The sequence below is a fragment of the Sinomonas gamaensis genome (genome assembly GCF_005876955.1).
Lineage (GTDB): Bacteria > Actinomycetota > Actinomycetes > Actinomycetales > Micrococcaceae > Sinomonas > Sinomonas gamaensis.
The window spans coordinates 128848-151483 of record NZ_SSCL01000005.1 but is presented as its reverse complement, the minus strand read 5'-3'; the positions used below and the strand labels follow the sequence as shown (position 1 = coordinate 151483).

The window sequence follows — 22636 nt, the reverse complement described above, 5'->3', positions numbered from 1 at the left end:
GACCGGGAGCACCCGGCCCTCACCTCTGCCGGTTGAACACCCTGCGGAGCTGACGGCGCAACCAGGGGAGGGCGCGCTTCACCGCACGTGAGGCGCGCCCTTTCGCGTTCTTCCGCCGCGAAAAGGCCGACGGCGGCAGGGCGGCGATGCGGACCCGCGTCACGCGGGAGCTCCTGGCCCGTCCGGCGCGGGCGACGGTAGCCACGGCGCTTCTCGCGGTGTCGTCGTCGGGACGATAGCCGGGCCTGCCGTATTCGTAGCGCTCGTAGGTGCGGGCAAGGGTCGCCAACGCCTGGCGCAAGGTCCCGCCGTCGTCGGCCTCCCACGAGGCGAGACGCTCCGCATAGGTTCGCGGGGTGTCGGCGGGATCGGGAGGCATCCCGTGGTCGCGTCCAAGGGCTTCCAGCTCTTCCCATGCGCCTTCGATGCCGCGGGCAAGGCGCCGCCGCCGCTGGCCCGCGCGGATGGTGGCCGGCAGCAGGAGCAGGATCGCCACCACGAGGATGCCCACCGTGACGCCCGCGGCGGCGGGTTCGGCGGAAGCCGGGCGGGCGGCGGCAGTCGCGGAAGGGCTTGGCGTCGGCGCCGCAGCGCTCGCGGAGGCTCCGGGAGTGGCGCGAAGCCCCTCGTTGATGCTGTCGAGGTTCGTGCTCGTGCCCGAGGGCGAATCGGTCTGCGCATAGGCGGGCAACGCGCCACGGGACGGCGTGGGCTCGAACGGGACCCAGCCGAGCCCCTCGAAGTAGAGCTCGGGCCAGGCGTGGGCGTCGCGCGCGTCGACCTGATACTCGGGCAGTGACCCGACCCCGGCCACCGCAATCGTGCTGCCCGTCGGATGGCCCGGCGCAAAGCCGACCGCGATCCGGCTGGGGATGCCCACGAGCCGGGCCATGACCGCCATCGCCGCGGAGAAGTGGATGCAGTAGCCCGACTTCTTCTCGAGGAACTTCTCGAGGACGTCCATGCCGGTTCCGTCGTAGCCCAGCTGGACGGGCGCCTGCTCGGAGTACGTGAAGGTGCGCAGGTAGGCCTGGATGGCGAGGGCTTTGCCATAGGAGCCCGTCGCGTCCTTCGTGATGGTCTCCGCCGTGTTCCGCACGAGGGCGGGCACGTTGCTGGGCACCGAAGACGTTTCCCTGCCGATGCCCTTCGGCGCGGAGCGCGCGGCACTCAGCTCACCGGCGGACAGGCTCGGCGCCACGGAGCGGACCACGTAGTTCTGGCCTAGGCTGGCCCCCGGCTCGCCCTTGATGCTGAGATTGATCGGGTCCCATCCGAGGCGCCCCTGGACACCCGTGACAGAGATCGGGGCATAGGGAACGGGGAGGTAGGGGCTCGTGAAATTGCCGGTCGCGATGACGGTTGTCGTGGTGATGAGCGGCGCCGTCTGGGCCGTGCCGGGCGAGATCGAGTCGAGGTTGTGCTGCCGCTGATCGTCGCGATTGTCAGGGCCCCATGTGCTCCCATCGAACGAGTCGACGGTCTCGGTCTGGAGGTAGACGGGCTGCGTCGAGTCTGTCGCGTAGCGGATGATGCCCACCCCATTGCCCGTCCGCAGGTCGCTGCCAAGGCTGATGAACGGGTTGAGCCCCACGTTCTGACCGAAGTACTTGAGCCGGGAGCCTTCGGGGAACGAGCCGCTGTCGAACCCGGGGATGAGGGCCGGAACGACGAGCGAGGCTGCCACGACGGCACCGATGATCGCGGCGACGCGCGCAGGCGAGACCGCGGCGCCATCTGACCTCGTGGCACGCCGCGCCGCCGCCTCGGCGCGGGCGAGAGCGAGCGCGCCCAGATAGGCCGCGCCGGCCAGGGCAAAGCCCCAGCCGCCGGGGCCGGCGGGCTTCAGGAGGGCCGGGACGGCCAGCACGGACAGGGGCGCGACTCCGGCGAGGGCCGGCATTCGACAGGAGACACCGATTGCTTCGCCCACGATCGCCGTGAGGCCCAAGCCCCCCGAGATGAGCGCGACGATCCCGACGTTCGGCGACGCCGGAACAGCCTCGAACGAGATGGTGTTCCACGCCTCGCTGAGGGCGTCGCTCAGGGCGTCGAGGGTCTTGGCGGTGGGGATCACGCCAAGCAGGGTGGTGTCCCGTGCGAACAGGGTCGACAGCGAGAGCACCCAGACGACGGCGCCCACGAGCGACGGCACCACATGCGGTGCACGGAGGAGGCGGGCGACGGCGACAGCTCCTGACGTCGCAAACACCACCACCGCGATGGGGTACATCCACGCCCAGCCGCGGAGCACGCCGTCGTAGGAGAGCGCCGCACCCACGATGGACGCCCCGAGGCAGAGGCCGACGGCGGCTGGCCGCCAGGCCCTTCCCCGCCGCCACCTCGCGAGGCGCTCGCCCGGCCGTTCGGCCGGGTGGGGCGGCCGCTCCGGCCCGCTGGGCGGGGGAGCGGAAGGCGCGGGCGCCGTCGTCACCATGCGGCCACCTCCTCGGTGAGGGCCAACCACGCGGTGTCCACCCGGGTACGGGGAGTGACCTCGACCGCGAGCCATCCCGCGGAGCGCAGCGCCTGCACCGCCGCGCGGCAGGTGCCGGCGCGCTCCGTGACGACGACGGCGAGCGCGCGTTCCGTCGTGGCCGCCGCTGGCGCGAGCACTCGTGCATCGTCGGTGCTCGTTCGGCCGAGGATGGCAACGATGGGGCCGCGCTGGCCATGGGCCTCGACACGGTCCAGCAGGAGGTCGCCGAACCCCTCGCTCGCGTGCGTCTGCCCGTGGTTCCCCGTGTCGGCAGCTCTGGGAAGGATCGCGGCCAGGCCCTCGGCCACCGCTGCGAGGCCGGGCCTGCCAGCGTAGTCCGGCGCATCGGGCTCAGTGGCGGAGATCGAGTGGGAGAGCGCGAGGCTCCCGTCGACGTCGAGGAGCCGCAGCGTGTAATCCAGGTCGGAGAGGTGCGCCGCCACGGAGACGGCAGCCCTGACGGCCCATTCGAACTCCTCCGAGGCCGGAGACCATTCCCCGGATGGAACGGGGTGACCGGTGGAAGCCGGAAACGCATCCTTCCGCAGGTCCAGGATGATGGTCGCCTCGGGGGAAGTGGCCGATTCCTCCTGCCGCACCATGAGCTCGCCATGGCGAGCGGTCGCAGCCCAATGGACCCGGCGCATGGGATCGCCGTGCCGGTACTCGCGCGTCATCACGTCGTCTTCCGACGGATTGGCTTGCATCCGGGTGGCGATGACCCCCTCGATGCCACGGAGCCCCGAGAGCACGGAGGCGGCGAGCGGAACGGGGGCTGGGGTCACCACGAGCTGGGTGCCCGCGTCGATGCGAGTCCGCTGCTCGGCGACCCCGAAGACGTCCGTCGAGCGGGCCTCCACCGGCCCGAGGGTGTAGAGGCCACGGCGCGGGCACAGGAGCTGGTAGCGGTACCGGCTGGCACCGTCGGCGCCCACCGTCCGCCCGGGGTAGCCGAATTCCGGCCCCGTTCCCAGCGCCGTGGGAAGGAGCTCCGCCATGGACATGCGCCCCACGAGCACGCCCGAGTGGCGAACTGTGAGGTGGACCTCTGCGCGCTGCCCCGCCTCCACGACGGGCGGGCTCGTGGCCCGGTCAACCCTGAGTCCTGGGCGGAAGAGCCTGTTCGAGATCCATGCAGCAGCCGGAACGAGCAGGAGGAAGACGGCGAGGTGGAGGAGGTCCCTCCTGCCCATGGCCTGGGCCGCGAGGAGGACCGCCGCGCCCGTGCCGACGAAGCCCCATCCGGCCGCGGTGAGCTTGCCCTGCCAAGACGTTCCGGGCCAGCTTGGGAGCGCCACAGGAATCAGCCTTGACGGCGGAGGCGGGACGCGCCGTCGGACGGCAACGGCACCGAGGCGACCAAGGCTTCCACCACACCGGCTGCCGTGAGTCCCGCCCCGGCCGCCCGACGGTCCAAGATGAGCCGGTGCGTGAGGACCGCCGGTGCCATCGCGGCAACGTCGTCCGGGAGGACGAAGTCCCGACCGTCGAGCGCGGCGCGGGCCTTGGCCGCCCGGAGCAGTTGGAGGATCGCGCGGGGGCTCGCGCCGAGGCGCAGGCGATCGCTCGTCCTCGTGGCCTTGCCGAGGGCCACCGTGTACTCCTTCACAGGGTCGGAGACGTACACGTCTTTCACCGTCTCGATCATGGCTGCGACCTCAGAGGCCTCCGCGACGGGCTGGACGGAGAGCAGGGGCGATTCGGACTGGTGGCTCTCGAGCATCTCGATCTCGGCGGCTTCGTCGGGGTACCCCATGGAAATCCGTGCCATGAAGCGGTCGCGCTGGGCCTCGGGCAGGGGATACGTCCCTTCCATCTCGATCGGATTCTGCGTCGCTATCACCATGAACGGCTCACTCAGGCCGTACGACGTCCCGTCCACGGTGACCTGGTGCTCCTCCATGCACTCGAGGAGGGCCGACTGCGTCTTCGCCGAGGCTCGGTTGATCTCGTCGCCGATGACGATGTTCGCGAAGACGGCACCCGGCCGGAACTCGAACTGGCGGGTGGCCTGATTGTAGATCGACACTCCCGTGACGTCGCTCGGCAGGAGGTCCGGCGTGAACTGGATCCTGCTCACGGAACAGTCGATCGTCCTCGCGAGGGTCTTCGCGAGCATCGTCTTGCCCACGCCCGGGACGTCCTCGACGAGGAGGTGGCCCTGGGCCAGAAGGACGGTGAGCGCCACGCGCGAGGCCTCGGCCTTCCCGTCGATCACCTGATCCACGGACGCGAGGATCCGCTCGCACGTCTCGCTGAAGCGGGGCGCGGCCATGGGGGCGGGTGGAGGGCCGGCGCTCAGCTGGCTGAGTGCGGTCCCGGCGGCGTGATGCACATCCATGCGTCCCCCTCGACCCGGCGGAGGCGTGACCGGGAGGAGACGTCCGTCACACCTGTGTGCAGTCCACGTTACCCGCAAGAGGCCGCTTCGACTCAGCCTCATTCTGTGGCTCCGCTGTGAGGCCCGGAGCCCGAGCGCAGTCACCTTCTCGCGCAGAAGTTCCCACCAGTGCGACTTGGGTGCGAGACGGTGACTTCGGCCCGGCGAGAGGGTGACCTGGGTTCGAGAAGGTGACTTCGGCTGGGCCCTCGCGGCACAGGGTCGGCGATGCGGCGAATTAGAGTGGAGGGCATGTGTGCCTCGCTTCCCCCCGCTCCGTACCGCTGGAACGATGCCGAGGGAACCGACGCGGGCCCGCGCGGAGGCGCTGGCGAAATCCGGTCGGCCCACGACGAATCGGGCCGCAAGCGCCGCCTCGAGTATCCGCCGGCACCCGAGCCGCTGCCCGTGCCCGTCATGGACAACCACACCCACCTGAACTTCCGGGACGGGCTCGTCGAGGTGGGCGTCCGCGAGGCCCTGGACGCTGCGGAGGCCGTGGGCGTGCACCGGGCGGTGCAGGTCGGGTGTGACCTGCCGTCATCCCGTTTCACCGTCGAGGCGCTTGAGATCGATCAGCGGCTCCTCGGCGCGGTGGCCCTCCATCCGAACGACGCCCCCCGCTACGCCGCCCGTGGCGAGTTCGAGTCAGCGCTGGCGGAGATCGAGCAGCTCGCCTCACACCCGCGGGTCCGCGCGATCGGGGAGACCGGCCTTGACTACTACCGCACGCACGGCGAGGCGCTCGAGGTCCAGCGGGAGTCCTTCCGTCGCCACATCGACATCGCGAAGCGCCTCGGGCTCACCCTGCAGATCCACGACCGGGAGGCGCACGACGACGTGGTCCGCATCCTTGGCGAGGAAGGCGCACCCGAACGCGTTGTCTTCCACTGTTTCTCCGGGGACGAGGACTTGGCGCGCGTGTGCAACGAGCGCGGCTGGTTCCTCTCGTTCGCCGGCACACTCACCTTCAAGAACGCCGAGAACCTGCGCCGGGCACTGGCGGTCGCCGAGCCCTCGCGGGTGCTGGTCGAGACCGACTCGCCGTTTCTGACCCCGCACCCTTACAGGGGCCGCCCGAACGCGAGCTATATGGTCCCGTACACGGTCAGGAGCATGGCCGAAGTGCTGGACGCCGACCTCGCGGAGCTGTGTTCGCGCATCTCCGAGAACACCGTCGAGGCCTACGGAAATTGGGAGTGAACTCCCTTCTGACGTGACCGGAACGTAATCTTGGTTTGCCCTTTGATAACGCTTCGATTACGGTGGGGGTCAATAGCCGGGGTCGGGGAAGGCCCGCGGACGCGAAAGCCCTTGCGCACCACGCGCGCTGGGCCGGGCCCACCCCTTGTGCCCCGTCCTGCTCCTCCCGTGCCCGGTCCTGCGAGGTAAGGGCCCTTGTGAGCAGATACTCCGCTGAAAGCGCGACGGCGAAGCCGTTCAGAATCGCCGGTCAGGTCGCGGTCGTCGGTGCGCTCGTGCTCGGCACGACCGCCTTCGTGGCCAATACCAAGACCGTCACGGTCAGCATCGACGGCAAGTCCAGCATGGTCCAGACCTTCGCCGGAACCGTCGAGCAGGCGGTCCGGGGCGCCAATGTGGAGATCAAGCCCAGCGATCTCGTCCAGCCGGCCCTCTCGGAGGGCATCCAGAATGGCTCCGTCATCACCGTTAGCCGCTCCAAGGAAGTGACCGTCAAGCTCGACGGCGCCCAGCGCACAGTCGAGACCACAGTTCCCACGGTCGACGACCTCGTCCGCCAGCTCGGAGTCGCGTCGAACAGCGTCGTTTCTCTGGCGGGCTCCACGCAGCTTTCGCCGCAGGGCAGCGTGGTGGCGATCACCACTCCGAAGGACGTCACCATCCTCGTCGACGGCCAGGCCGTGACGCGGACGACGGCGGCTGCCACCGTAGGCGAGCTCCTCACCGAGCTTGGGCTCACCCTCACGGCCAACGACCACGTGTCGCTGCCCTCCAACAGCCCGATCGTGAGCGGCACGGTCCTCAAGGTCACGCGGGTGGATGCCGGCAAGGCAGATACCGTCACGGAGCCCATCCCCTTCAGCATCGAGAAGACCGACAGCCCCGACCTCACGGTCGGCGATACCAAGGTCGTCCAGCAGGGCGTCGCCGGTTCGCTCGTCAAGAACTACCAGGTCCTCACCGTCGACGGACGCGAGGCCGGGCGCACGCTCGTCTCCCAGAACGTGACGGTGCAGCCCGTGGCCCAGAAGATCCTCGTGGGCACGAAGCCGAAGCCCGCACCCGCCGCGGCGCCCACCAGCACGGACGCCCCGGCCATGATGAACGAGGCCATGTGGGACAAGATCGCCCAGTGCGAGTCCAGTGGCAACTGGGCGGCTAACACGGGCAACGGCTACTACGGCGGCCTCCAGTTCGACATCTCGTCCTGGATGGCCAACGGCGGCGGCCAGTACGCGCCGAACGCCTCCCTCGCCACGAAGGCCCAGCAGATCGCCGTCGCGAACACGTACTACGCGAAGGCCGGCCTGTCCCCGTGGGGCTGCGCCTGGGCTGCCAAGAGCTGATACGTCTCGCTTGCGCCGTCACGTCCGCCGGGTCCACACCCTGCGGACGTGACGGCGCAACGGGTTAAGGCCACCGATAGGATGCTCTGGTGACTGAACCCGCGCACCTGCTCGGGGCGGCCGACATCCGGGCGCTCGCCGACGAGCTCGGCATCCGCCCCACCAAGACTCTGGGCCAGAACTTCGTGATCGACGGCAACACGATCCGGCGCATCGTGACGGCGGCCAAGGTCGATCCGGACGAGACGGTGCTGGAGGTCGGCCCTGGTCTTGGGTCCCTCACGCTCGGGCTGCTCGACGCCGCGCGCCGCGTCGTCGCCGTCGAGATCGACCCGAAGCTCGCCAAGCGGCTGCCGGAGACGGTCGCCAAGTGGCGGCCGGGCGCCGTCGACCGTTTCGACCTGGTCCTCGCCGACGCCCTGAAGGTCACGGACCTTCCGCAGGAGCCCAGCGCGATCGTCGCAAACCTTCCCTACAACGTCGCGGTGCCGGTGGTCCTGCACCTGCTCGAGCATTTCCCGAGCCTGCGCCACGGGCTCGTGATGGTGCAGGACGAGGTTGCGGACCGCCTCGCTGCCGAGCCCGGATCGAAGATCTACGGCGTCCCGAGCGTCAAGGCGGCGTGGTACGGCACCATGCGCAAGGCCGGCGTGATCGGCACCAACGTCTTCTGGCCCGCCCCCCGCATCCACTCCGGCCTGGTCGCCTTCGAGCGCTCCGAGCCTCCGCGGACGACGGCGGCACGCACCGAGGTCTTCGCCGTCATCGACGCCGCCTTCGCCCAGCGCCGCAAGACGCTGCGGGCTGCGCTCGCAGGCTGGGCCGGCGGAGCTCCGGCGGCCGAGCGCGCCCTGGTCGCGGCGGGAGTGGACCCGAGCGCCCGCGGCGAGACGCTCGGCATCGAGGAATTCGCAAGGATCGCCGAGCAGCGCGAGGCCCTGGGATAGCGTGGGGGACATGCGTTCAGCGGGCGGCACGGGCCGGAGATCGGTACGGGCGAAGGCCCCTGGCAAGGTCAATGTCTCGCTCCAGGTGGGGCCGCTCCGGCCGGACGGCTACCACAGCGTGGCGAGCGTGTATCTCGCGGTATCGCTCTTCGAGGAGGTCACGGCTACCGTCCGCGATGAGCCCGGCATCACGGTGAGCGTGAGCCCGGAGAGCACCCTGGACGTCGACGAGCTCGAGATCCCGCTCGACGAGCGGAACCTCGCGGTGCGCGCGGCCGCCCTCATGGCGGAGGTCTCGGAGCACCCGACCGGGGTGCACCTCGAGATCACCAAGCGCGTGCCGGTGGCAGGCGGCATGGGCGGCGGGTCCGCGGATGCTGCCGCCACGCTCGTGGCGTGCGACGCGCTCTGGGGCGCGGGCCTCTCCCGTGAAGAGCTCGCCCACCTCGCGGCCGAGCTCGGCGCGGACGTGCCGTTCGCGCTCCTCGGAGGGGCCGCCGTCGGCCTCGGAGTAGGCGATCAGCTCTCGCCAGCCCTCGCCACCGCACGGCTCGACTGGGTCCTCGTGCCCGCGGATTTCGGGCTCAGCACCCCGGCAGTGTTCCGGGAGCTCGACCGCCTCCGAGCGGAGGAGGGCGTGGAAGCGGAGGAGCCGATCGACGTCGAGCCCGGAATCCTCGCCGCCGTCCGGGCCGGCGATCCCCGAGCCCTGAGCCACCTCCTGCTCAACGACCTGCAGCGGCCCGCGGTCTCGCTCGCGCCCGGCCTCCGCAACACCCTCGGGTGGGGCGACTCCCACGGCGCCCTGGCGTCCCTCGTCTCGGGGTCCGGCCCGACCGTGGCGCTGCTCGCAGAAGATGCGGAGGCCGCCGCGGTCCTCGCCGAGGCGCTCGCGCGCCGCGGCACCCCTGCGATCCCTGTGCACGGGCCGGTTCCGGGCGCGCGCATCGTGAGCGATACCCTGCTGTAGTGGCACACCTTCTCGGGGGCGAGAACCTCCGCATTTCCTTCGGCACGCGCACTGTCCTCGATGGCGTGACGGTGGGGCTCAACGAGGGGGACCGGATTGGGATCGTCGGCCGCAACGGCGACGGGAAGTCCACGCTCATGAGGCTCCTCGCGCAGCGGGGCGAGCCGGACGCCGGCCGCGTCACCAAGCGGCGGGACGTCAACGTGGGCTACCTCGACCAGGGCGACGTGCTCGACGGAGACCTCGATGTGGGGCGGGCCATCGTCGGCGACCGGGCCGACTACGAGTGGGCCGCCAACCCCCGCATCCGCGAGATCATGGCCGGGCTTGTCGAAGACGTCGACTGGCACGCTCAGGTCGGTTCCCTGTCCGGCGGCCAGAAGCGCCGCGTGGCCCTCGCGAAGCTCCTTATCGAGCCGCATGACGTGATCATGCTGGACGAGCCCACCAACCACCTCGACGTCGAGGGCGTCGCGTGGCTCGCGCAGCACCTGAAGAGCCGGTGGCGGGCGAATGAGGGCGCCTTCGTGGTGGTGACCCACGACCGCTGGTTCCTCGACGAGGTCTGCACCGGCACGTGGGAGGTGCATGACGGCATCGTCGATCCCTTCGAGGGCGGCTACGCCGCCTACGTCCTGGCACGGGCCGAGCGGGACCGCATGGCGGCCGTGGTCGAGGGCAAGCGGCAGAACCTCATGAAGAAGGAGCTCGCCTGGCTCCGGCGCGGCGCCCCGGCGCGCACCTCCAAGCCGAAGTTCCGCATCGACGCGGCCAACGCGCTCATCGCGGACGTTCCGGAGCCCCGCGATTCGCTGGCCCTGGCCAAGATGGCGACCGCGCGGCTCGGCAAGGACGTCATCGACCTCGAGGGCGTCACCCTCGCGTACGACGACCGAGCGGGCGACGGCGCGAAACCTCTCTTCGACAACGTCACCCTGCGTCTCGCCCCGGGGGAGCGGGTGGGGCTCGTCGGCGTCAACGGTGCGGGAAAGTCCACCCTCCTGCGGCTCCTCTCAGGGGACATCCAGCCCACCTCCGGGCGGGTCAAGCGCGGGAAGACCGTAGTGACCGCGGTCTTGAGCCAGGACGTGCGCGAGCTCGATGACGTGGCGGACCTCCGCGTCATCGAGGTCATCCAGCGCGAGCGGCAGACCTTCACCGTGGGCGCCAAGGAGCTCACGGCGGGCCAGCTGGTCGAACAGCTCGGGTTCACGAACCAGAAGCAGTGGACGCGCGTCTCGGAGCTCTCGGGCGGTGAGCGGCGCCGCCTCCAGCTGCTGCGCCTGCTCGTGGGCGAGCCGAACGTGCTCATGCTCGACGAGCCGACGAACGACCTCGACACCGACACGCTCGCGGCCGTGGAAGACGTCCTCGACGGGTGGCCGGGCACCCTCGTGGTGGTGAGCCACGACCGGTACCTCCTCGAGCGCGTCACCGACCACCAGCTCGCGCTCCTGGGCGACGGCGCCGTGCGCGCCCTCCCCGGAGGCGTGGAGCAGTACCTCAAACTGCGCGAAGAGGCCCTGGCGGCTGCCGAGCCAGCTGCGGATTCAGTGGGCGACGGGGGCGCGGCGGCTCCGGCAGCGACCCAAGCAGCGACCCAGGCCAAGGCCCCCGGCTCGGGAGCGAGCGAGGCCGAGAAGCGTCAGGCCCGGAAGGAGCTCGGCCGCGTCGAGCGCCAGCTCGGGAAGATCGCCGACCAGGAGGCCAAACTGCACGCGCAGATGGCAGAAGCCGCCGAGGACTACCCGCGGCTCGCGGGCCTCAACGAACAGCTCCAGGCATTGCTCGGCGAGAAGGAGGAGCTCGAACTCGCATGGCTCGAGGCCTCGGAGGTCCTCGAGTAGTCGCCGCAGTTCACCTCCGCGCCACCTTGCAGTCGTCCGCCGCCGATACCGTGGTCTCGATTGCCACGGCGTGAGGGGTAGGGCATGGGGAAGCGCACGGACGATTTCGCGCGGGTGGTACGGGGCGACTGGGTCGAGGTGGACGGCCTCGACGGGCTGTTCCTGACCGGAACGGTCGACGACGTGGCGCCCGACGGCTCGGTCTTCTGGGTCCGGGAGGAGGGCGGCCACAGTCGCCGCATGATCCACGTCACCGACCGCGCCGAGGTGCGACGGCGGGGTGGCGCCTCCGATGCGAGGGCGGACTCTCTGGAAGCCTCCAGACTCGCTCGGTAGCATCGGCGCAATGGCTTCCTTCGTCGATGCGATCTTGGGCATGCCGCCCCTTCTGGCCTACGCGCTCGTCTTCGCGTTGGTGTTCGCGGAGGACGCGATCTTCGTGGGGTTCGTGATCCCCGGCGAAACGGCTGCCGTCCTCGGCGGCGTGGTCGCGAGCCAAGGCCGAGTGGACATCTGGCTCATGGCGCCGCTCGTAGTGCTCGCCGCCATCGTGGGGGACACGGTGGGCTACGAGATCGGGAAGCACCTGGGACCTCGGCTGCTGAGTTTCAGGGTCTTCGACCGGCACCGCAGGAAGCTCGAGGACGCCCAGGCCTTCCTCCGGAAGCGGGGCGGGTGGGCCGTGTTCCTCGGGCGATTCGTCGCCTTCTTCCGTGCGATGATGCCGGCCCTCGCCGGCGCCTCGCAGATGCGCTATCCGCGCTTCGTCGCTTTCAACGCCCTCGGCGGCGTCACGTGGGGAGTGGGCTTCACCCTGCTCGGGTTCATCGCGGGGACCTCGTACGACGCCGTCGCCAAGACCGCGGGGCGGGACATCGCCGCGATCGTCGGGGTGATCGCCGTCGTCGCGTTCATTGTGTGGCGCGTGCGCAAGGGGCGCGCCGAGCGTCGCAGCGAGCGAGACTACCGTCGGCCCCACGAGGGGAAAGCTGACGCGTGAACGGACGGCGGCCCCGGCTGGGTCACGCGACCATCCCAGGCATGGCAGAATAAACGATTGTGCCGTTTGCGCCGCCGGGGAATCTTCGGAGGAACAAGGCGGCACGGTCCGCCCTGGTGTAATGGCAGCACGCCGGCCTTTGGAGCCGTGCAGTCTAGGTTCGAATCCTAGGGGCGGAACGGGGCGTGGATAGAATGGCCCGGGCAAGCGCAGGCCCTGCGTGTTCGGTGGGGCCGGCGCGAATCGCGACGATCAGGAGAACCAGCGACAGTGAATGCGGAGAACCCCGGACAGCGTCCCGCAACCGACCGCCCGGAGTCACCGCAGGCTGGTCTTGGTCCTGTCCCGTACGGAAGCGCGCGCCAGCCGACCGCCGTCGTCGTCCTCGCCGCTGGGGCGGGCACGCGCATGAAGTCCCGCACCCCGAAGATCCTGCACGAGCTGGGCGGCAGGTCCATGGTCGCGCACGCCCTCGCTGCGGCGAGGGGCATTGACCCGCGGGAGCTCGTCGTCGTCGTCCGCCACGAGCGGGATCGCGTGGCCGAGCACATCGCCGCCGTGGACCCCGAAGCGCTCATCGTGGACCAGGACGAGATTCCGGGCACCGGTCGCGCGGTCGAGGTGGCCCTCGACGCGCTGGCCGCGCGGCAGCCCGATGGGGGCCCGCTCGAAGGGACAATCGTGGTCACGTACGGCGACGTTCCGCTCCTGAGCGCCGAGCTGCTCCGCGAACTCGTGACGCTGCACGAGGCCGACGAGAACACCGTGACCGTGCTGACGGCGGTGCTCGACGACGCCACCGGCTACGGGCGGATCCTGCGGGACGCCGACGGCGGCGTCGCCGCGATCCGCGAGCACAAGGACGCCAGCGAGGACGAGCGCACGGTGCTCGAGGTCAACTCGGGCATCTACGCGTTCGACGGACGGGTCCTCGCCGACGCGCTGCGCCGTGTCACGACGGACAACGCGCAGGGGGAGAAGTACCTGACCGATGTGCTCGCCATCGTCCGTGAGGATGGCGGCCGTGTAGCAGCCCTTGTGACCGAGGACCGCTGGCAAGTCGAGGGCGCGAACGACCGCGTCCAGCTCCAAGCGCTCGCGGCCGAGCACAACCGGCGGATCCTCGAGGACTGGATGAGGTCCGGGGTGACGATCGTGGACCCCGCGACCACCTGGATCGACGGGACCGTCCGGCTTGCCGAGGACGTCACCATCAAGCCGAACACCCAGCTCCACGGCGCCACCGTGGTGGAGCGCGACGTCGTCATCGGCCCTGACACGACCCTCACCGACGTCGTCGTGGGCGAGGGGGCCACCGTGCGGCGGACCGAAGGGACGAAGTCCGAGATCGGTCCCGGCGCTACCGTGGGGCCCTTCACCTATCTGCGCGCTGGCACGGTCCTCGGCGCCGACGGCAAGATCGGTGCCTTCTACGAGACCAAGAATGTCCAGATCGGCCGAGGGGCCAAGCTTTCCCACCTCGGCTACGCCGGGGACGCGGAGATCGGCGAGGGCACGAACATCGGCTGCGGCAACATCACGGCCAATTACGACGGCGTCAACAAGCACCGGACGGTGATCGGCGCCCACGTCCGGACGTCGTCGAACACCGTCTTCGTTGCCCCCGTCACCGTCGGCGACGGGGCCTACACCGGAGCGGGCGCGGTAGTGCGCAAGGATGTTCCGGCGGGCGCGCTCGCCCTCAGCGTCGCCCCCCAGCGCAACGCCGAAGGCTGGACGGAGGCCAAGCGGCCGGGATCGCCGTCGGCCCTTGCCGCCGCTGCCGCCCGCGAAGCCGGCCCGGCTGTTTCCCTCGCGGCGACGAAGACTTCCCCCTCCGACAGCACGCACCCAACAGAAGAAGGCAAGTAGATGACCGAGATCACGGCCAACGGCGAGAAGCGTCTCGTCGTCGCGTCAGGGCGGGCCCATCCGGAACTCGCGCAGGAGATCGCCAAGGAGCTCGGCACCGAGCTCCTGCCGACGTCGGCTTACGACTTCGCCAATGGCGAGACCTACGTGCGATTCGAGGACAGCGTTCGCGGTGCCGACGCGTTCGTGATCCAGGCTCACCCCGCCCCCATCAACGAGTGGATCATGGAGCAGCTCATCATGATCGACTCGCTCAAGCGCGCGAGCGCCAAGCGCATCACGGTCGTCTCGCCGTTCTACCCGTACGCGCGGCAGGACAAGAAGCACCGCGGCCGGGAGCCCATCTCGGCCCGTCTCATCGCGGACCTCTACAAGACTGCCGGCGCCCACCGCCTCATGAGCGTCGACCTGCACACGGCGCAGATCCAGGGCTTCTTCGACGGGCCCGTGGACCACCTCATGGCCATCCCTCTCCTCGCCGATTATGTCCGCACTCGCGTGGACCTCAACAAGGTCACCGTCGTCTCGCCGGACACGGGCCGCGTCCGGGTGGCCGAGCAGTGGGCGGAGCGCCTCGGCGGTGCGCCGCTCGCGTTCGTCCACAAGTCCCGCGACGTCAACGTGCCCAATCAGGCGGTGTCGAAGCAGGTCGTGGGCCAGATCGAAGACCGTGACTGCGTGCTCATCGACGACATGATCGACACGGGCGGCACCATCTCCGGGGCCGTCCAGGTGCTCAAGAACGCGGGGGCGCGCTCGGTGATCATCGCCGCAACCCACGCCGTGTTCTCCGACCCGGCATCGCGCCGCCTCGCCGAGAGCGGCGCGCGCGAGGTCGTGGTCACGAACACGCTGCCCATCCCGTCCGAGAAGCGCTTCGAGCAGCTCACCGTCCTCTCGATCGCGCCGCTTATTGCCCGGGCGATCCACGAGGTCTTCGACGACGGCTCCGTCACGAGCCTGTTCGACGGCCGGAGCTAGCCCACACTGCCGGTCCTGTTGCCGAATTCCCCAACTTCCTTGCCGGATTCCCCAGTTTTAGCTGCCGATTGAACTGACCGATGACAGTTGCCCCCAGTGGTGGAGGCGCGCTGCCGCGGAGTGCACTCAAGAGTTGGGGAAGTCGGCGGGGAGGTTGGGGAAGTCGGTGGGGGAGAAGCCGGCGGAGTCGTGTTCTCCGGTCTGTTAGGATGGACGGCGAACCTTGGCGAGGGACCAGCGCGTAGGCGCCCGGTCCGTGATCGACTGGGTCTGGACTCCTTGATGGTGCCCCTCTTCCCGATGGGGCGCTGCCGTTCAGATGCCTGACGTCCCGCCAAGCCGTCTGACCCATCGAAGGAGCATTCCATGAGCGACAAGCTCGCCGCCCAGAAGCGCACCGAGTTCGGCAAGGGCTACGCCCGCCGCGCCCGCGCCGCCGGCAAGATCCCCGCCGTCATCTACGGCCACGGCGCTGAGCCGCTTCACGTCAACCTCCCGGGCCGCGAGACCAACCTCGCTGTCCGCGTGGCCAACGCCCTCCTCACGATCGACGTCGAGGGCACTGAGCACCTCGCGCTCGTCAAGGACATCCAGCGCGACCCGGTCCGCCAGATCATCGAGCACATCGACCTCCTCACCGTCCAGCGCGGCGAGAAGGTCCAGGTGGACGTCCCCGTCCACGTGTCTGGCGAGCCTGCTCCCGGCACCGTCGTGACCCACGCGACCGTGGCCCTGACCGTCGAGGCCGAGGCCACGCACCTCCCGACCGCGCTTGAGGTCAGCATCGAGGGACGCGGCGTGGGCGAGCACGTGCACGCCTCGGATGTCCAGCTCCCGCAGAACGTCTCCCTTGTGACCGAGCCCGAGACGATTGTCGTCAACATCGCCGAGGCTGTCGCGACGGCTCCCGAGGAGCCGGCCGAGGGCGAAGAGGCTGCTGCCGAGTAGCACTCGGCGACAAGCAACGGTTGCCCCGTCACGTTTGCAGGGTGCACACCCTGCAAACGTGACGGGGCAACGGAGAGCAGAACATGCTGCCGCGCCGGTAGCCTGCTCAAGGAACCCAGGCGGCCCGTCCCCGGTGGGGCGGGCCGTCTTGCTGTCTATCACCATTCAAGGAGCTGCACCGATGGCAGAGACCTGGCTCATCGTGGGCCTGGGCAACCCCGGCCCGAAGTACAGCGGGAACCGGCACAACGTGGGCCAGATGGTCCTCGACGAACTCGCCGGCCGCATCGGCGGGAGCTTCTCGTCGCACCGCTCGCGCGCCATGGTCCTCGAGGGAAGGCTGGGCATCGGCGGCCCCCGCGTGGTGCTCGCCAAGCCGCTCACGTACATGAACGAGTCCGGAGGCCCGACGGCGGGCGCTGCCAAGTTCTATGGTGTGGCACCGGATCACGTGATCGCCGTCCACGACGAGATCGACATTCCCTTCGACAGCGTCCGGCTCAAGATCGGCGGGGGAGAGGGTGGGCACAACGGCCTGCGCGACATCTCCAAGGCCCTGGGGACCAAGGACTACTACCGCGTCCGCGTCGGTGTGGGACGGCCGCCCGGGCGGATGGACGCCGCCGACCACGTGCTCCGCGATTTCTCGACGGCCGAACGGAAGGACCTCCCCTTCCTGCTGTCCGAGGCGGCGGATGCGGTGGAGCTCCTCGTACGGGAGGGCCTCCTCTCAGCGCAGCAGAAGCACCATCCCGCAAAGGCGTAGCACTGCCTCTTGACAGCTTTCGGCAGAATGGTCGATTCCGCTCGGCGTGTCGTCGATTTCGCAACTGCACCGCCATTGAGCGTCACAAACAAGGTGCCATAACCGGGACTTAAGTCCCGTCTTTCGTCGCGTCTCCCGCCATTTCGCGGGAGAAAGGCAGAACCGAAGTGCCTCTGCCCCTACTGGAATGTCGCGCCTTAGGGGTATCTTTTGGACACCTGCATGCATTGGGGGATACGGGGAGGCGCAATGCGGTGGACGACTGGGGTGTCCGAGAGGCACCAGTCTTCCGCGCGCGCCTTCGCATCCGATCGCGTGCATTGGGCACGCATCGTCCGGGCCGATGAGCTGAAGGCAGCCCGCGAGGCGCTCGAGAGCGAGCAGAGCTACGGGATCGTGATCACGGGCGCGCGTGACATCGGTAAGGGCGCCTTCCAGACGGCGCTGGTCCGCTCGCTCGCCCCCGACCTCTACGCGCAGACCCTGCGCAGCACGAGGGTGGGCACCGAGACTCCCTATGGTGCCCTCGCCCCGTTTCTTGCACGGCTGCCCGACGAGGCCCTCGAGAACCCGGCGGCGACCATGCGGGGCATCATGGAAACCCTCACCGCCGACGCGGCCGGCCGCCCTGCCGTCATCGCCCTGGAAACACCGGGCGGCCTCGACGAGCTGAGCACGGCCACGCTCGTGAACCTCATGATCACGAACACCGCCAAGGTGATCGTGGTGGCAACCCGGACCAGCGACCTTCCGCAGGACTTCCACTGGATGCTCACCGAGGGACGCATCCGTGAGATCCCGCTGGACCTCCTGCCCGAGGAGAGGACCGAGGCCGTGATCGGGGAGGTGCTGGGCGGGATCGTCCCTCGGACCGTCGCGCGCATGCTCCATGCGATGGCGCATGGCAATCCCGAACTGCTCTACCGGATCGTTGGGGACTTCCTCCAGAGCGGGCAGCTGCGCGCGACGGACGGCGTGTGGACGCTCGCCGAGGACGCCGAGACGACGCGGAGCCGTGAGATCGACGACGTGGTCCGCACCCGCGTGGAACGGGAGACGCCAGAGGTCCAGACCGTGATCGAGGCCCTCGCGTGTGCGCGGCGCCTCCCGCTCGAGCAGCTGGCGAGGGTCTTCGGGGTCGAGGTCATCTCCACCATGGACGAGGCGGGACTCATCGCGGTCGAGGAGGGAGAGCGCCACTCGGTCGCGCTCTCCGACCCCGTCATGGAAGAAGTGGTGCGGGGCTGGCTCAGCGTCCCACGCCGTCGCGAGCTCCGCTCCCTCCTCATCGGGAACTCGGAACCTCCGCTCGAGACGCTGGGCGTCGTCGAGCTCCTCGGCTACGCGGCGTGGACGCGCGAGTGCCAGGCGGTGCTCCCGACCGAGCATGCGATAGCCGCCGCCCATGCGTCTCTGCGGCTGCACGATCCGCACTTCGCGCTGGACTGCCTCGAGGGGGTGTCCAGGGCGAAGGCGACGTGGGCCACCGTGCAGCGCCTGCGGGCCGGGGCCTACCTCGCGCTCGGCCTCCCGGTTCAGGCCCACGCGCTCCTCGAGCAGGTCACCGAGGAGGAGATCGCCGCACTCTCGCCGATCGATTTCGCGTTGTTCGTCGAAACTCTCGCGATGGTGAAGCGGGCGACCCCCGGGCGCGAGCGAGAGATCACCGCGCTCTTCGAGGATTCCCGGGCGCGCCTCCTCGTCAACGCCGAACTCGGGGGCGCTCCGGAACCCGAGACCCAGCGTGCCCGGGGAATCCTGGACCTCGCCGAGTTTTCCGACGCCGCCTACCGCGGCCGCTTCGCTTCCGTCTACGACCGCCTCGAGAACGCCGCCGCGGGAGTTCCCGGGGGCGACGACGAACTGAGGCTCCGCGCGGGATGCCTCCTCATGCAGGCGCAGGTCATGGTGGGCCGCGAGGACGAGGCGCTCGCCACGCTGCACCGCGTCTCGAGCGAGCTGGCCGGACCCGCAGGCACGCCGCGCGTGCGCCAGGAGTTCGTGACACGGGCCTTCGACACGCTCCTCTTCAACGGGCATTGGCGCCAATGCCTCGCCCTGGTCCGGTCGGCCGGCTACGAAACTGTTCCGAGCCTCCGCGTCTCGGGAGCCCACTACGAGTTCGCGGCGGGCCTCGCGCTCGTGTTCGCGGGTCGAGGATCGGATGCGCTCTCGCCATTGCTGGCTGCCATCGCCCAGCTTGAGCAAGGGAATGTCCGCGCTACCCTGGGCTGCGCCTACGCGGCCACGGCCTTCGCGTTCGCGCAGCAGGGCGACAGCGCGGCGGCCCGTTCGTACTTGGACCGGCTCGAAGGCTGGTCGGCGCCCACGAGCTACACGCTCCACGCGTCCATGGAATTCTGTGCCGACATGGCCCGCCGCTGGATAGGGGAGCGGGGCGCCTCCGCCCGCCTCGTGGACGCCGCGCAGGAGGACATCGCCGCCGAACGCTGGACCATGGCCGGCATCCGGCTCGTGGGGGCCACGGTGGAGACCGGGAACGAGGAGCTGGCCCTCCTCGAGGAGGTGTGCTCACACCGGCAGGGCGCCCTCGCAGAGCTGGGCCGCCGCCTCGCCCGCGGCACGCGGCTCCGCGACCTCACCGACCTCGTGGCCGCCTCCGACCTCGCTGCGGGACTCGAGCTGGACACGCTCGAGTCGCGGTGCACCGCCGTCGCCCTCGATATTGCGCGCGACACCGGCGACGTCCGCTCGGCGCGCATCCTCCAGGCCCGCCTCGACCGCCTCACCGGGCTGGTCGAAGTGCTCCCCGTCGTACCGCAGAGTCTTGGACCGTTGCTTACCGCTCGGGAAAGGGAGGTCGCTGTGCTCGCTGCCCGTGGCGAGTCGAACCGGACCATCGCAGATGAGATGGGCCTGTCCGTCCGCACGGTGGAGGGTCACCTCTACCAGGTCTTCTCGAAGCTCGGCATCACCTCCCGGTCCGAACTGGCAGGCCTGCTGTGAGCGGCCCGGCGTTCGTCGGCCGCGAGCGGGAAACGGCCCAATGCGCGGCGATGCTGCGCGACCGGGTTCCGGCCGTGCTCATCCTCGGCGAGACCGGGGTGGGCAAGTCCGCGCTCCTCGCGGCGGTCCGAGCCGAGATCGAGGACTTCGCCGAGACGTTCGAGATCCACGGCAGCCCTTCGCTGCAGCGCGTCCCGTACGGTGTGCTCGCCCCGTTCCTCGGCGGCCTGCCCACGGAGCAGGCGGGCTCCCGCATCGCGGTCCTCCGCGCTTTCTGGCGCCGCGTCGAGGAACTGCGCTCGCGCAGCGAGAGCCGGCTCGTGCTCGTCATCGACGATGCGCACACGGTGGACGCGCTGACCGCCGAAGTCATCGCCGAGCTCGTCGGCGCGGGGTGGGCGCAGGCCCTCGTGACGTCGCCGGACGGTGCGCTCCTCCCGCCGCCCCTGATGCAGCTCTGGATTGACGGCGGTGCCGAGCGGATCGATCTCGAGCCGTTCTCGGCGGACGACGCCCAGACCTTCCTCGAGGCCGCCCTCGGCGACCGGGTCCTGCCCTCGACCGCACGGCGCCTCTGGCGGGACTCGCAGGGCAATCCCATGCTCCTGCGCTGCCTCATGGACGAGGCCCGGCGGGCCGGCTCGCTCATCGAGCGGCGCGGGACCTGGCTCCTGGCCGCAGAACCGGAACGCCGCAGCGACGGGCTCGTGGGCCTCGTGCGCGACCAGCTCCAGCGGCTCTCGGCGGAGGAACGCGAGGCGCTCATGCTCGTGGCCGTCGCGCAGCCGGCCCCGCTGAACCTTGTGGAGGCCAACTTCGGCGGGGACGTGGTGCGGAGCCTCGTCGCCAAACGGCTCGTCCTCCCGCCCGACGGCGCGGACGGAGCCCTGCGGCTGCGGCACGTGGTGTACGGCGAGGCGATCTTCCAGCTCATCCCGCTCATCCGATCGCTGCGCCTCCAGCAGCTCGCGGCGGACCACCGGGCGCGGCAGGTGTCGACGGCGGACGGCCTCCTGTGCGCGGTGTCCTGGGCCCTCGGCTGCGGGCTCGTCCTCGACGAGGCGATCTACCTGAAGGCGGCGAGGGTGGCGGCCAGGCTCGGCGAGCATGCTCTCGCCCTGCGTGCGGCGGACGCGGTGACGTCGCCGGAGCTTCTGGCTCAGGCCCGGCTCGTCCGGGGCCTCGTGGCCTACTCGTCCAACCACTACTCGGAGGCGGTCGAGCTCCTCGAGCCGTCCCCAGAACTCGACGCCGAGGGCCTCCTCGCCTCCGGCCTCCTCTGGCTCTACAGCAGGGACGCCCTCGGGCATGCGCACGACGAGATCGCGCGCGACCTCAAGAGCTTGGGAGAGCACGAGGAGAAGGGCCCTTGGGACCTGCTGCGGCTCATCTTCGCATCCGTGCGGGGGGACTACGCGGGCCTCGAAGTGGGGCTCGCGGCGTGGCGCTCCGCATGGCGGGCCAGCGAGGCGACCGAGCGGTCGGCCGCCGAGCGGGGCGTCGCGGCGGCGCTCGAGGCGGAGGTTCTCGCGTGCCGCGGGCTCCTCGTCGAGAGCATGGCGGCAGCCTCGCAGGCGCTCGAACTCCTCGTCTCGGACGAGACGATGGGGGCCCTTTCGGAATTTGCGGCCGTGCGCTTCGTCTACGCCGCCGTCACCGCCGGCCAGTGGGATGCCGTCGAGTCGATCCCGGTGCGCTTCGCTGCGCCCCCGCTGCACGAGGACTCCTTCCAGCTCGGAGCCACGCTCGCATGCGCGCGCGGCATCGCGCTGCTGAGGCAGGGCCGCTTCCACCAGGCCCTCGAAGCACTCGAGCCAACGCTCGAGGAGCTCCGTGTCTGCGACTCCCAGCACGTGTTCCGCCTCTGCGCCGCGGGCGCGGCCTACGCGGCTGCCCGGCTGGGGGACTGGGGCCAGGCGGCGGACTTCCTCGAGGACACCAGGTCGGGCGGCCGGGTCTCGGCGTCCATGGTCCGTCCGCTCGCCGCGCTGTACGAGGCCGCGGCCGCCTGCGCGGTCGGCCCCGATGCCCCGGCCCTCGCCGCCTTCGAGGCGGCGATCGACGAGGCCGCCCAAGGGCCCCGCCGCGACGTGAGCCTCCAAGCGCTGTTCCTGTGGTTCGAGGCGGGCCAGCGGGACCGGCTCGATGAGCTTCTGGCGGTCGCTTGGCCAATGGAAGGCCAATGGGCCGAGGCCGGAGTGCTTCTGGGTGCCGCGTTCGACGAGGGCAGCCCTGATTCGCTCCGTGCGGCAGGCGACGCGCTGCGCAGCGCGGGCTTCCCCCGCCTGGCCCGCGAATGCTACTCCGAGGCCCTCGCACAGCTCGAGAACTCGCCGTCGAGATCCGACGCCCGCCTGGTCTGGGAGGGCCAGCGCGCATGCGATGCGGAGCTGGGCGAACGCGAGACGGCGCCACAGCCCTCCGACTCCGCCGGGGAGCTCACGCGCCGCGAGCGGCAGATCGTCGCGCTCGCGATCAGCGGGCTGAGCGACCGCGAGATCGCCGACCGCCTCACGGTCTCCGTCCGCACAGTCGAGGGGCACCTGTACCGCGCCTACTCGAAGCTCGGGGTGAGCAGCAGAGAGCAGCTTTCCTCCGCCGTCGGCCTCGCTCCGGAGAATGAGTACACGGTTCCGCAGACCAAGTAGTGCTGAGTCGGAAACCTCCCCGCAATCGCGTAGTCGCCACTCATGCAGCCGGGGGCGGATCGTGCGAGAGTTGTTCCACAGCCGGATGCACCGGCTGCCGGTTACACCCCCAAGGACGGAGCCGGCGACGACGGAACCTCCCCGAGACCAAGGTTCCTCCCCCAGCCGTCGCCGGCTCTCTTGGTGTCCGGGCCCCGCAATCACGGGCCCGGAGCTCGGTGGCGGGGTCAGCGGCGAGGCGTGGGAGAATGGATTGCGGCACAAAGCCGTACTCTAATTCCA

The 22636-nt window shown here is 70.2% G+C and carries 16 protein-coding genes and 1 tRNA gene; 14 read left to right on the top strand and 3 right to left on the bottom strand.

Annotated features, from left to right (window positions below):
• Nucleotides 1-19: 19 nt before the first annotated feature.
• The 3 genes from E5679_RS09080 to E5679_RS09070 are packed head-to-tail and all read right to left on the bottom strand — an operon-like array spanning nt 20 to nt 4820.
• On the bottom strand, nt 20-2437 hold the full coding sequence (locus tag E5679_RS09080; protein ID WP_171042312.1) for a transglutaminase TgpA family protein: 2418 nt from the start codon (nt 2435-2437) through the stop codon (nt 20-22).
• Nucleotides 2431-3777 carry a DUF58 domain-containing protein gene (locus tag E5679_RS09075; RefSeq protein ID WP_138414986.1) on the bottom strand — a complete coding sequence of 449 codons (1347 nt, stop codon included), beginning with the start codon at nt 3775-3777 and terminating at the stop codon, nt 2431-2433. Before E5679_RS09075 ends, E5679_RS09080 begins: the two co-directional genes overlap by 7 nt.
• A gap of 5 nt (nt 3778-3782) precedes the next feature.
• Nucleotides 3783-4820, bottom strand: coding sequence for an AAA family ATPase (locus E5679_RS09070; protein ID WP_138414984.1), 1038 nt, complete (start codon nt 4818-4820; stop codon nt 3783-3785).
• Nucleotides 4821-5111: 291 nt separating this feature from the next.
• Between E5679_RS09070 and E5679_RS09065 the strand changes: the two genes are divergently transcribed.
• The 14 genes from E5679_RS09065 (at nt 5112) to E5679_RS09000 (ending at nt 22354) form a co-directional block, all read left to right on the top strand.
• The gene (locus E5679_RS09065; RefSeq protein ID WP_138414982.1) at nt 5112-6062 is read left to right on the top strand and encodes a TatD family hydrolase; all 951 of its coding nucleotides are present in this window, start codon (nt 5112-5114) and stop codon (nt 6060-6062) included.
• Nucleotides 6063-6259: 197 nt separating this feature from the next.
• Complete coding sequence (locus tag E5679_RS09060) at nt 6260-7408, top strand: resuscitation-promoting factor (protein WP_138414980.1); 1149 nt, start codon at nt 6260-6262, stop codon at nt 7406-7408.
• Between the two features lie 89 nt (nt 7409-7497).
• A complete protein-coding gene (gene rsmA / locus E5679_RS09055) occupies nt 7498-8355 on the top strand; it encodes a 16S rRNA (adenine(1518)-N(6)/adenine(1519)-N(6))-dimethyltransferase RsmA (RefSeq protein WP_249336035.1) in 858 nt (285 codons plus the stop codon).
• A gap of 10 nt (nt 8356-8365) precedes the next feature.
• Entirely contained in the window at nt 8366-9325 is a 960-nt protein-coding gene (locus E5679_RS09050) for a 4-(cytidine 5'-diphospho)-2-C-methyl-D-erythritol kinase (RefSeq protein WP_138414976.1), read from the top strand.
• On the top strand, nt 9325-11172 hold the full coding sequence (locus E5679_RS09045; protein ID WP_138414974.1) for an ABC-F family ATP-binding cassette domain-containing protein: 1848 nt from the start codon (nt 9325-9327) through the stop codon (nt 11170-11172). Before E5679_RS09050 ends, E5679_RS09045 begins: the two co-directional genes overlap by 1 nt.
• 84 nt (nt 11173-11256) lie before the next feature.
• Nucleotides 11257-11508 (top strand): hypothetical protein, encoded by a 252-nt coding sequence (locus tag E5679_RS09040; RefSeq protein WP_138414972.1) that lies wholly within the window; start codon nt 11257-11259, stop codon nt 11506-11508.
• A gap of 10 nt (nt 11509-11518) precedes the next feature.
• The gene (locus E5679_RS09035; protein WP_138414970.1) at nt 11519-12172 is read left to right on the top strand and encodes a DedA family protein; all 654 of its coding nucleotides are present in this window, start codon (nt 11519-11521) and stop codon (nt 12170-12172) included.
• A gap of 107 nt (nt 12173-12279) precedes the next feature.
• Nucleotides 12280-12351: transfer RNA gene (locus E5679_RS09030), tRNA-Gln, on the top strand.
• Nucleotides 12352-12442: 91 nt separating this feature from the next.
• Nucleotides 12443-14044, top strand: coding sequence for a bifunctional UDP-N-acetylglucosamine diphosphorylase/glucosamine-1-phosphate N-acetyltransferase GlmU (gene glmU, locus E5679_RS09025; RefSeq protein ID WP_138414968.1), 1602 nt, complete (start codon nt 12443-12445; stop codon nt 14042-14044).
• Entirely contained in the window at nt 14045-15025 is a 981-nt protein-coding gene (locus tag E5679_RS09020) for a ribose-phosphate diphosphokinase (protein ID WP_138414966.1), read from the top strand.
• Between the two features lie 366 nt (nt 15026-15391).
• Nucleotides 15392-15973: a 50S ribosomal protein L25/general stress protein Ctc gene (locus E5679_RS09015; RefSeq protein WP_138414964.1), complete on the top strand. Its 582-nt coding sequence runs from the start codon at nt 15392-15394 to the stop codon at nt 15971-15973.
• A gap of 181 nt (nt 15974-16154) precedes the next feature.
• On the top strand, nt 16155-16739 hold the full coding sequence (gene pth, locus E5679_RS09010) for an aminoacyl-tRNA hydrolase (protein WP_138414962.1): 585 nt from the start codon (nt 16155-16157) through the stop codon (nt 16737-16739).
• A 315-nt stretch (nt 16740-17054) separates the two neighbouring features.
• Nucleotides 17055-19706 carry a helix-turn-helix domain-containing protein gene (locus E5679_RS09005; RefSeq protein ID WP_171042311.1) on the top strand — a complete coding sequence of 884 codons (2652 nt, stop codon included), beginning with the start codon at nt 17055-17057 and terminating at the stop codon, nt 19704-19706.
• Nucleotides 19703-22354, top strand: a complete 2652-nt coding sequence (locus E5679_RS09000; protein ID WP_138414958.1) for a helix-turn-helix transcriptional regulator — start codon at nt 19703-19705, stop codon at nt 22352-22354. The genes E5679_RS09005 and E5679_RS09000 overlap by 4 nt, the downstream gene beginning before the upstream one ends.
• The last annotated feature ends 282 nt before the right edge of the window (nt 22355-22636 follow it).